This window comes from Streptomyces sp. NPDC005485, assembly GCF_040606085.1.
GTDB lineage: Bacteria > Actinomycetota > Actinomycetes > Streptomycetales > Streptomycetaceae > Streptomyces.
Window position 1 is genome coordinate 1 of the sequence record NZ_JBEXDZ010000246.1, and the last position, 9,202, is coordinate 9,202.

At 69.3% G+C, this 9,202-nt stretch carries 7 protein-coding genes and 1 pseudogene; 7 read left to right on the forward strand and 1 reads right to left on the reverse strand.

From position 1 onward, the window contains the following. Nucleotides 1-115, reverse strand: a pseudogene (locus ABZS97_RS41940) (tRNA (adenine-N1)-methyltransferase); the annotation flags it as partial. 119 nt (nt 116-234) lie between these two features. Between ABZS97_RS41940 and ABZS97_RS41945 the strand changes: the two are divergent. The 7 genes from ABZS97_RS41945 to ABZS97_RS41975 all read left to right on the forward strand — a co-directional run bounded on the left by ABZS97_RS41945 (nt 235) and on the right by ABZS97_RS41975 (nt 9,063). Next, nucleotides 235-1,911, forward strand: coding sequence for an FAD-dependent oxidoreductase (locus ABZS97_RS41945; RefSeq protein WP_356148412.1), 1,677 nt, complete (start codon nt 235-237; stop codon nt 1,909-1,911). Continuing rightward, nucleotides 1,908-3,380: an ATP-binding protein gene (locus ABZS97_RS41950; RefSeq protein ID WP_356148415.1), complete on the forward strand. Its 1,473-nt coding sequence runs from the start codon at nt 1,908-1,910 to the stop codon at nt 3,378-3,380. Before ABZS97_RS41945 ends, ABZS97_RS41950 begins: the two co-directional genes overlap by 4 nt. After that, on the forward strand, nt 3,377-3,727 hold the full coding sequence (locus tag ABZS97_RS41955; RefSeq protein WP_356148418.1) for a UBP-type zinc finger domain-containing protein: 351 nt from the start codon (nt 3,377-3,379) through the stop codon (nt 3,725-3,727). Before ABZS97_RS41950 ends, ABZS97_RS41955 begins: the two co-directional genes overlap by 4 nt. 799 nt (nt 3,728-4,526) lie before the next feature. Continuing rightward, nucleotides 4,527-4,823: a hypothetical protein gene (locus ABZS97_RS41960; protein ID WP_356148421.1), complete on the forward strand. Its 297-nt coding sequence runs from the start codon at nt 4,527-4,529 to the stop codon at nt 4,821-4,823. Nucleotides 4,824-5,048: 225 nt separating this feature from the next. Next, a complete protein-coding gene (locus tag ABZS97_RS41965; RefSeq protein ID WP_356148424.1) occupies nt 5,049-6,092 on the forward strand; it encodes an NAD(P)/FAD-dependent oxidoreductase in 1,044 nt (347 codons plus the stop codon). Nucleotides 6,093-6,325: 233 nt separating this feature from the next. Continuing rightward, nucleotides 6,326-7,348 carry an NAD(P)H-binding protein gene (locus tag ABZS97_RS41970; protein ID WP_356148427.1) on the forward strand — a complete coding sequence of 341 codons (1,023 nt, stop codon included), beginning with the start codon at nt 6,326-6,328 and terminating at the stop codon, nt 7,346-7,348. Nucleotides 7,349-7,431: 83 nt separating this feature from the next. Further along, nucleotides 7,432-9,063 carry an MFS transporter gene (locus ABZS97_RS41975; RefSeq protein ID WP_356148430.1) on the forward strand — a complete coding sequence of 544 codons (1,632 nt, stop codon included), beginning with the start codon at nt 7,432-7,434 and terminating at the stop codon, nt 9,061-9,063. The last annotated feature ends 139 nt before the right edge of the window (nt 9,064-9,202 follow it).

Sequence of the window (9,202 nt, forward strand, 5' to 3'; positions counted from 1 at the left end):
TGGCGGGGCGACGGCGGCGCATGGGCGGCTCGACGCCGTCCGCGAGGCGGCGGGCGGTGAGCAGGAAGCCGGTGTGGCCGATCATCCGGTGGTCGAGGGCAACGAGTTCTGCGTGCTCGACTCGCGGCGGAGCTGACCGGAGCGAAGCAGGGCGACGAACATACGATGACTCAAAGGCGGCGCGGCACCGAGCCGGCGCCGACCGGTGATCCGATCACTCGGGGTGGGAGACGCATGGCACAGACCGCGGACGCTGCGCGGACCGTCATCATGACCGTGGACGACGACCCCGGCGTGTCCCGGGCCGTCGCCCGTGACCTGCGACGGCGCTACAGCGAGTCGTACCGGATCGTGCGCGCCGAGTCCGGCGAGTCCGCCCTTGACGCGCTGCGGGAGCTGAAGCTGCGCGGCGATCTGGTCGCGGTGATCCTGGCCGACTACCGCATGCCCCAGATGAACGGCATCGAGTTCCTCGAACACGCCATGGACGTCTACCCGGGCGCCCGCCGCGTGCTGCTGACCGCGTACGCGGACACCAACGCGGCGATCGACGCGATCAACGTCGTCGACCTCGACCACTACCTCCTCAAGCCCTGGGACCCGCCGGAGGAGAAGCTCTACCCGGTGCTCGACGACCTGCTGGAGGCGTGGCGGTCCAGTGACTTCCGGCCGGTGCCGAGCACCAAGGTCGTCGGTCACCGGTGGTCGGCCCGCTCGTCGGACGTACGGGAGTTCCTGGCCCGCAACCAGGTGCCGTACCGCTGGTACTCCACCGAGGAACCCGAGGGGCAGCGGCTGCTCGCGGCCTGCGGGCAGGACGGGCAGCGGCTGCCGGTGGTGATCACGGCGGACGGTACGGCGCTCGTCGAGCCGGAGGTGCCCGAACTGGCCGCGCACGTGGGGCTGGCGACGACACCCACGGCCGACTTCTACGACCTGGTCGTCATCGGCGGCGGGCCGGCCGGGCTGGGCGCGGCCGTGTACGGGGCCTCGGAGGGCCTGCGTACGGTGCTGGTGGAGCGGTCGGCGACCGGCGGGCAGGCCGGGCAGAGTTCGCGGATCGAGAACTATCTGGGCTTCCCGGACGGGGTGTCCGGCGGCCAGCTCACCGACCGGGCGCGACGCCAGGCCACCAAGTTCGGCGCCGAGATCCTCTCCGCGCGGGAGGTGACCGGTCTGGAGAGCAGCGGGGCGGCACGGCTCGTACGGTTCGCGGACGGGTCGGCGATCGCGGCGCACAGCGTGATCCTGGCGACCGGTGTGTCGTACCGGCAGCTTCAGGCGCCGGGTGCAGACGAGCTGTCGGGCCGCGGGGTGTTCTACGGGTCCGCGCTCACCGAGGCCGCCGCCTGCCAGGGCCACGACGTGTACATCGTCGGCGGCGCCAACTCGGCGGGGCAGGCGGCGATGTACCTGTCCAGGGGCGCCAAGTCGGTCACCCTGCTGGTGCGCGGAGCGGACCTCACCGCGTCGATGTCGCACTACCTGATCCGGCAGATCGCCGAGTCGCCGAACATCTTTGTACGGGCCCACACGGTCGTCGAGGCCGCGCACGGCGACAACGACCTGGAACAGCTGACGTTGCGCGACACGACGAGCGGGAACACCGAACTGGTCGACGCGCAGTGGCTGTTCGTGTTCATCGGCGCGGCCCCGCTGACCGACTGGCTGGAGGGTACGGTGTCGCGGGACGAGCGCGGGTTCATCCTCGCCGGGCCCGATCTGACCGCCAACGGGCGGCCACCGGCGGACTGGGAGCTGGACCGGCCGCCGTACCACCTGGAGACCAACATCCCCGGCGTGTTCGTCGCCGGGGACGCGCGCGCGGAGTCCGCCAAGCGGGTCGCGTCCGCCGTCGGAGAGGGAGCCATGGCAGTGATGCTCGTACACCGATATCTGGAGCAGTCGTGAGCGGGCGGCTGATGCCGTGCAGCGCGGCGGAGATCAGCTCGCTGTTCCTCTTCGAGAAGCTCAGCTCCGAGCAGCTCGGCAGGCTGTGCAGCGAGGGACGGGTCGAACTGTTCGACCCCGGGCCGGTGTTTACCGAAGGTGACCCGGCGACCTACTTCTACGTGATGATCGAGGGCACCGTCGTCATGTCGCGCCGGGTGGGCGACGACGACATCGAGGTGAGCCGCACGTCCCAGACCGGGGTGTACGCGGGGGCCGTGATGGCGTACCTCGGGGACGGAAAACCGCAGCGGTACATCAACTCGTTGCGGGTGTCGGAGCCGACGCGGTTCTTCGTCCTGCCCGCCGAATCGTTCGCGAACTTCATCCACGAGTGGTTTCCGATGGCGGTCCATCTCCTGGAGGGGCTCACCCTCGGTTCGCAGACCTTCCAGCGGGCCGTCGGGCAGCGCGAACGCCTGCTGGCGCTGGGCTCGTTGTCCGCGGGTCTCACCCATGAGCTCAACAACCCGGCCGCGGCCGCCGTACGGGCCACCTCGTCGCTCAGGGACCGGGTCGCGCACATGCGCAACAAGCTCGGCGTCATCGCCTCGGGCGACTATCACCACGACGTCCTGAAGGCCCTGGTCGACCTCCAGGAGCGTACGGCCGAGCGGGTCTCCAAGGCGCCCGTGCTGAGCCCGCTCGAAGCGTCCGACCGAGAGGACGAACTCGCCGACTGGCTGGATGACCACGGTGTCCAGAACGGCTGGCAGATCGCGCCGACCTTCGTGCAGGGCGGTCTCGACGTCGACTGGCTGGAGCAGATCGCGGCGGCCGTCGACGAGCAGGAAATCCTGCAGAGTGCCATCGGGTGGCTCAACTACACGGTCGAGACGGAGCTGTTGATGTCCGAGATCGAGGACTCCACCACCCGTATCTCGCACCTCGTCGACGCCGCCAAGCAGTACTCGCAGCTGGACCGCGCGCCCTATCAGGTCGCCGATGTGCACGAACTCCTCGACAGCACGCTGTTGATGCTGTCGGGCAAGATCGGTCCACAGGTCAAGGTCGTGAAGGAGTACGACCGTTCGGTGCCGAGGATTCCGGCCTACCCGGCCGAACTGAACCAGGTGTGGACCAACCTGATCGACAACGCGGTCTCCGCCATCAAGGGCGCGGGTGGCGAAGGGACGTTGACCGTACGCACCGCTCTGGTGCACGACCGGCTGCTGGTGGAGTTCCGCGACACGGGCCCGGGAGTGCCGGCCGAGATCCGCGGCCGGATCTTCGACCCGTTCTTCACCACCAAGCCGGTGGGCGAGGGCACCGGGCTGGGGCTCGACATCTCCTGGCGGATCGTCGTCAACAAGCACCACGGCGACCTGAAAGTCGAGTCCGTACCCGGCGACACCCGCTTCCAGGTGCTGCTCCCCCTCACCGCCACCGACCCCGATACCGTCCCCGACCCGGCCCAGGAGCCCTCATGACCATGGACACCGGAATCGACCCCGGCGTCCCGCCCAGCGGTGCCGGATGCGTCGAGTGCGACGCCGACGGCGGCTGGTGGTTCCATCTGCGGCGCTGCGCCCAGTGCGGCCACATCGGCTGCTGCGACGACTCACCCGCCAAGCACGCCACCGGCCACTTCCGGGACACCGGCCATCCGGTGATCCGCAGTTACGAGCCGGGCGAGGCCTGGTTCTGGAACTTCGAGACGTCCGAGATGTACGACTCCGGTCCGGCCCTGGCTCCCCCGGCCGCCCATCCTGCCGACCAGCCCACGCCGGGACCGGCGGGGCGCGTGCCGGAGAACTGGGCGGACACGCTGCGCTGAGCCTGGCCGACCAGGGCTGTCAGTGGTGGATGTCAGGATTCATCGGTCCCGCAGGACCTGTTCGGCAGTCCACTCATCGGCCGATCGCGATGCCCCTGCTGCAGCTCTACGGTGCCGACATTGGTTCGCCGTCCCGCACGCGCGGGAGGTCGTCCCCGACGTCGGTCACTTCCTGCGCATCGAGGCCCCCGAGGCGATCGCGGAACGGATCGCGGCATGGACCGAGTAGCGCACCACTCGACCCCCGCGGCGAGACCACCGGGATGGGCGGCGCGGGGCGGACTCTGACATGGCGTTGTTGCGGACGGCGGGATGGGGCGGATCTCCGCCCGATGACCAGCGATGCAACCGTCAACCCGGTCGGTCAGAACCGGCAGGTGAACGTTGCTCGTCGATGAAGGCGACCATCAGCCGTTGCGGGGGCGAGCTCCCCGACGAAGAAAGTTGTGACCGCCTTCGGGATCGCCACGTCCTCACGCAGCCGACGGTTCTCCGCCCGCAGCCGGCGGATCTCCTTGTTCTCCTCGATCGTGACCCCGGGCGGGCGCCTCGCCGCCGTCAATCTCGGCCTGGGCGACCCAGCGCCACAACGACTTCTGCCTACCACGACCCGCTTGGACACCGTCAGCCGCGCCGCGGTATTTGGTCGGGTACTCGGCACGGTGCTACACACCAGACGGACGGCTCGGGCCCTCAGCTCGGGATCCAACTTCTTCGGCATGACATGCGTCCTTCCAACTCAGAAAGATGCGGCATCAAGCCGGCCCCTACCTGGTGCACGCTGAGTCTCGATCAGAGCGTGGCACTGCGGTCTTCTGCTGTTCGCCTCGGCGAGGACTTCACCGGCATCTACGGGCCCGAAACCATCGAGCGGTTCCGGCTGCTGCTCGGCGGCATGCTCACCGAATGGGCGTCGTGGCGGTGGGTGACATACGTGAACGTCACCCTCGCGGCCCCCGCCCTGATCGGCGCATTGCCGCTGGCCAAGCCCGTGATCACCAAGAAACCCAAACTCAACATTCCGGGCATCGTCGTGGTGAGTGAGGGCCGATCCGTCGTACTTGACAACTCAGTACAGAACCGTCTAGGTTTCTGACTGTTCAGTACACAACGGTCTCGAGCTCATCGACAGGCCGCGTGCACGCCTGGCGCGATTGAGGGCAACCCATGCCTTTGAACTCCTCCGCGCCGACCGGCGTTGCGATGCCAAACCGGGGCCGGACTCTCCACAACAGCCCAAGACGGTCGCCGACCACTTCCTGGGCTTCCTGAACAGCTGCCCCCCCTGCAACCACCCAGAACTCGAAGGGTTGAGCGAACCATGACTGACAAGGAAAAGCAGGAGGCGACAGCTGTGACGACTCCTGCGGACGTGAGCGACGCACTGGCCGAGGGGACCGTCGACGCGGTGGTGATCGGCGGGGGCGCCGCGGGGCTGAACGGTGCGCTGATCCTCGCCCGCTCCCGCCGCTCGGTCGTCGTGATCGACAGCGGCTCCCCGCGCAACGCGCCCGCGGAGGCCGTGCACGGCCTCCTCGCCCTGGACGGCACCCCGCCGACCGAGATCCTTCGACGGGGCCGGGAGCAGGTGCGCCAGTACGGCGGACGCGTCGTGTCCGGCGTGGTGGTCTCGGCCGAGTCCGCCGCCCCGTCGGCGGATGGGGACCTGCGGTTCACCGTCACCCTGGCCGACGGCCGTCACATCACCGCCCGCCGCATCCTGGTGGCCACCGGCCTGAAGGATGTGCTGCCGAAGGTGCCCGGGCTCGCCGAGCACTGGGGACACGGTGTGGTGCACTGCCCGTACTGCCATGGCTGGGAGGTGCGCGACGAGCCCATTGGCATCCTCGCCACCGGCCCGGCCTCCATCGGCCCCGCGTTCTTGTTCCGTCAGCTGACCGAGGACCTGACCTACTTCACCCACGGCACCGACCTGGACGAGGACAGCCGCGCCCGCTTCGCCGCCCGCGGTATCCGCGTCATCGACACCCCGGTCAGCGAGGTCGTCAGCGACGAGGACGGTGCCCTCGTCGGGGTGCGCCTGGCCGACGGCCAGGTTGTGGCCCGCCGGGTCCTCGGGGTCGTCCCGCAGATGCAGGCCCGCACCCAGGGCCTGGAAGGTCTGGGCCTGCCGGTGCAGGACCTGCCGACGGGCCGCACTTTCGCCTCCGGCATCGCCGGCACCACCGAGGTGCCGGGTGTGTGGGTCGCCGGCAACGTCACCGATCCGGTCGCCCAGGTCGGGGCCTCCGCAGCGGCCGGCGCACTGGCCGGCATCGACATCAACAAGATGCTGGCCATCGCGGACACCGACGCGGCCCTCCAGAAGATCGCCGAGGCAAGCCCCACAGCGGCCACACGATGATCTCGAAGTCCTGAGATCCCAGCCCGTCACCCGCTCATCTCACCTTCACCGGTGAGGAAACCCAACAGTTTTCCCGTCTGGAAACTGATCAGTTGCCAGACGGTTCTCAGTCATGCACGCAAGCAGGCAGCAGGAGCGTCGCGCCGAGGTCAACGCCACCCTCCTCGACTTCCTCACCCGCCTCGACGACTTCACACCTTCGGCTTCCTGAACGGCCGACCCACCCTCACCAGATGGAGGACACAGCAATGACGGAGCGCAATCCCATTCTGATCACCGGCGCTGGCGGCCAAGTCGGTGGCGTAAGCCGGGTGATGGTCGACATGCTGCTCGAACAGGGCCACCCGGTGCGCGCGTTCGTGCGACGGGACGACGAACGCGCGCAGTCGCTGCGCGAGGCCGGGGCCGAGGTCTTCGTCGGCGACCTGCTCAAACTCGCGGACGTGGCCGCCGCGCTGAAGGGTGTCCGGCGCATCTACTTCAGCATGACCCCGCAGCCGTACTACGCCGATGCCCTCACCTTGATGGCCACGGCGGCGCGAGCCCAGGGCGACATCGAGGCCTTCGTGCACCTGTCCAACTACGAGCAGTCGTACATGACGCTCGAGAAGATGACCACACCGGAAGAGGAGCGGCGTTCTTGGCTCGGCGGACTGGTCACAGACTGGTCACCGCAGCAGCGGGCGCACTGGGTCTGCGAGCAGGTGCTCGACTGGTCCGGCATCCCGACCGTCAACGTGCGTGCGACGCTGTTCGCCGAGACCGCCGTCCTGACCTGGATGCAACTGGGCCCGCTGAGCAACGGTGAACTGCGCCTGCCCTTCGGCAACCAGCGGCTCGCGCCCATCGCCGTTCACGACCTGGCAGAGGTGTGCGTGAAGGTGCTGGTCGACCCCGCACCGCACATCTCGAAGTCCTACGCGCTCACCGGTCCGGAGCTGAAGGACATGTACGGGTTCGCTGAGGACTACGCAGCCGCGCTGGGACGCCAGGTCGTCTACATCCCTGAGGAAGTGGAGGCCTGGAACGAGGCCTTCATCGACGAGACCTTCCTGCAGGAGGCCCTGGGCGATCCTGCTGCGGCCCGGCACGTGGCGGCGCACCTGAGGATCCAGACCAGGCTGATCGCCGGCGGGCGGTACGACGTCCTCTCCGACCAACTGGAAACCCTGCTCGGGCGCCCACCGCGGACCATGCGGTGGGCGCTGCAGAACAATGCCGGCCTGCGCGAACTGGCGGTTGCCCCGAACCGCTGAGCGCTCCGGAGCAGAACATGACGCCACACGATGGCCAACCAAGTGATTCCGCTCGTCTGCCCCGTCCCTCTCAGGAGCTACTGATGTCCTTCCTTGCGAACACCCCCGTGGAGAAAATGCCCGGGCCTTACGCGCGGCGCTGGTGGGCGCTGCTCGTGCTGTGCCTGAGCCTGCTGATCACGGTGATGGCGAACACGTCGCTGATCGTCGCCGCCCCCGACATGACCACCGAGCTGGGCCTGAGCAGCAGTGATCTGCAGTGGGTCGTCGACGGCTACACCGTTCCGTACGCGGCGCTGATGCTGGTGCTGGGGGCGATCGGCGACAAGTACAGCCGGCGCGGCGCGCTGGTGCTGGGTCTGCTGATCTTCGCCGGCGGTTCGGTGATGGGGAGCATGGTCGACGAGACCTCGCTGGTCATCGTGGCCCGCGCGATCATGGGTGTCGGTGCCGCGGTCGTGATGCCGGCCACGCTGTCCCTGGTGGTCGCGACCTTCCCCCGGAGCGAGCGGACCAAGGCCATCACCGCCTGGGCCGCGACCTCCGGGGTGGCGGTAGCCGTCGGCCCGCTGGTCTCCGGCTGGCTGCTTGAGGACCACGCCTGGGGCTCGACCTTCCTGATCAACGTGCCGATCGCCGTCGTCGCCGTGTTTGGCGCGCTCGCCCTGGTACCGCCGTCCAAGGCGGAGGGCATGGGCCGGATCGACTACGTCGGTGGTCTGCTGTCGATCGTCACCGTCGGCTCCCTGATCTACGCCGCCATCGAGGGCCCGCACTTCGGCTGGGGCGCCGGCCCCGTCACCGCCGCCGTGGTCGCCGGTGCCGGTCTGGTCGCCTTCGTCGCCTGGGAGCTGCGGCACCCACATCCGATGCTGGACGTCCGAAAGTTCGCGCTGCGGCCCTTCAGCGGCTCGATACTCGCGGTGATGTTCTTCTTCTTCGGTATGTTCGCCGTGCTCTACTACTCGACGCAGTTCCTGCAGTTCGTCCTCGGCTACGGCGCCCTGGACACGGGCCTACGGCTGCTGCCGCTGGGCGGCGCGGTGTTCCTCGGGTCCGCCCTGACCGGGTTGTTCACCCCGAAGCTGGGGGTGAGGGTGATGGTCGTGACCGGCATGGCCATCGGCACGGCGGGCATGTTCCTGCTCACCCAGATCGACAAGGGGTCGACGTACGGGGACTTCCTGGCGCCGCTGATGATGCTGGGCCTCGCGCTCGGACTGAGCATCTCCCCGGCAACCGACACGATCATGGGCTCCTTCCCCGAGTCCGAGCTGGGCGTCGGCGGCGGTGTCAACGACACCGCGCTGGAGCTGGGCGGGGCGCTGGGCATCGCGGTGCTGGGCTCGCTGCTGGGCACGGCCTACCGGGACGAGCTGACCGACCTGGTGGGCAACCGGCTCCCGGGCGAGGCGATGGAGATCGCCAAGGACTCGGTCGGCGGTGGCCTGGCCGTCGCGGAGCGAGTCGCGCAGGATCCCTCCGCCGGGCCCCAGCAGGCCCAGGCCGCCGTGGACGCCGTCCACCAGGCCTTCGCCCACGGCGTCGCCCAGACCAGCCTCATCGGCGGGATCATCATGGCCGCCGGAACACTGATCGTCCTCGCGGTCCTGCCGGGCCGGCGCGGCTTCGCGAAGCAGAGCGCCGATCCGGGGGCCGGGACGACGGCGAGCGAGGCGGCGACTGTGCGGGAGCACACCGGGTCCACCCGCTAGATCGCCGGCGGGGCGTCCACTGGAGCGCCGGGGACGCGTCCGCCGGGTCGCCGGGCACCGCCTTCGCCGGATCGCCCGCCAGGCGCGTCGGGCAGGAGCCCCGGCGGCGCGGGACGCGCAGGGCTCGGGCGTGGTCCAC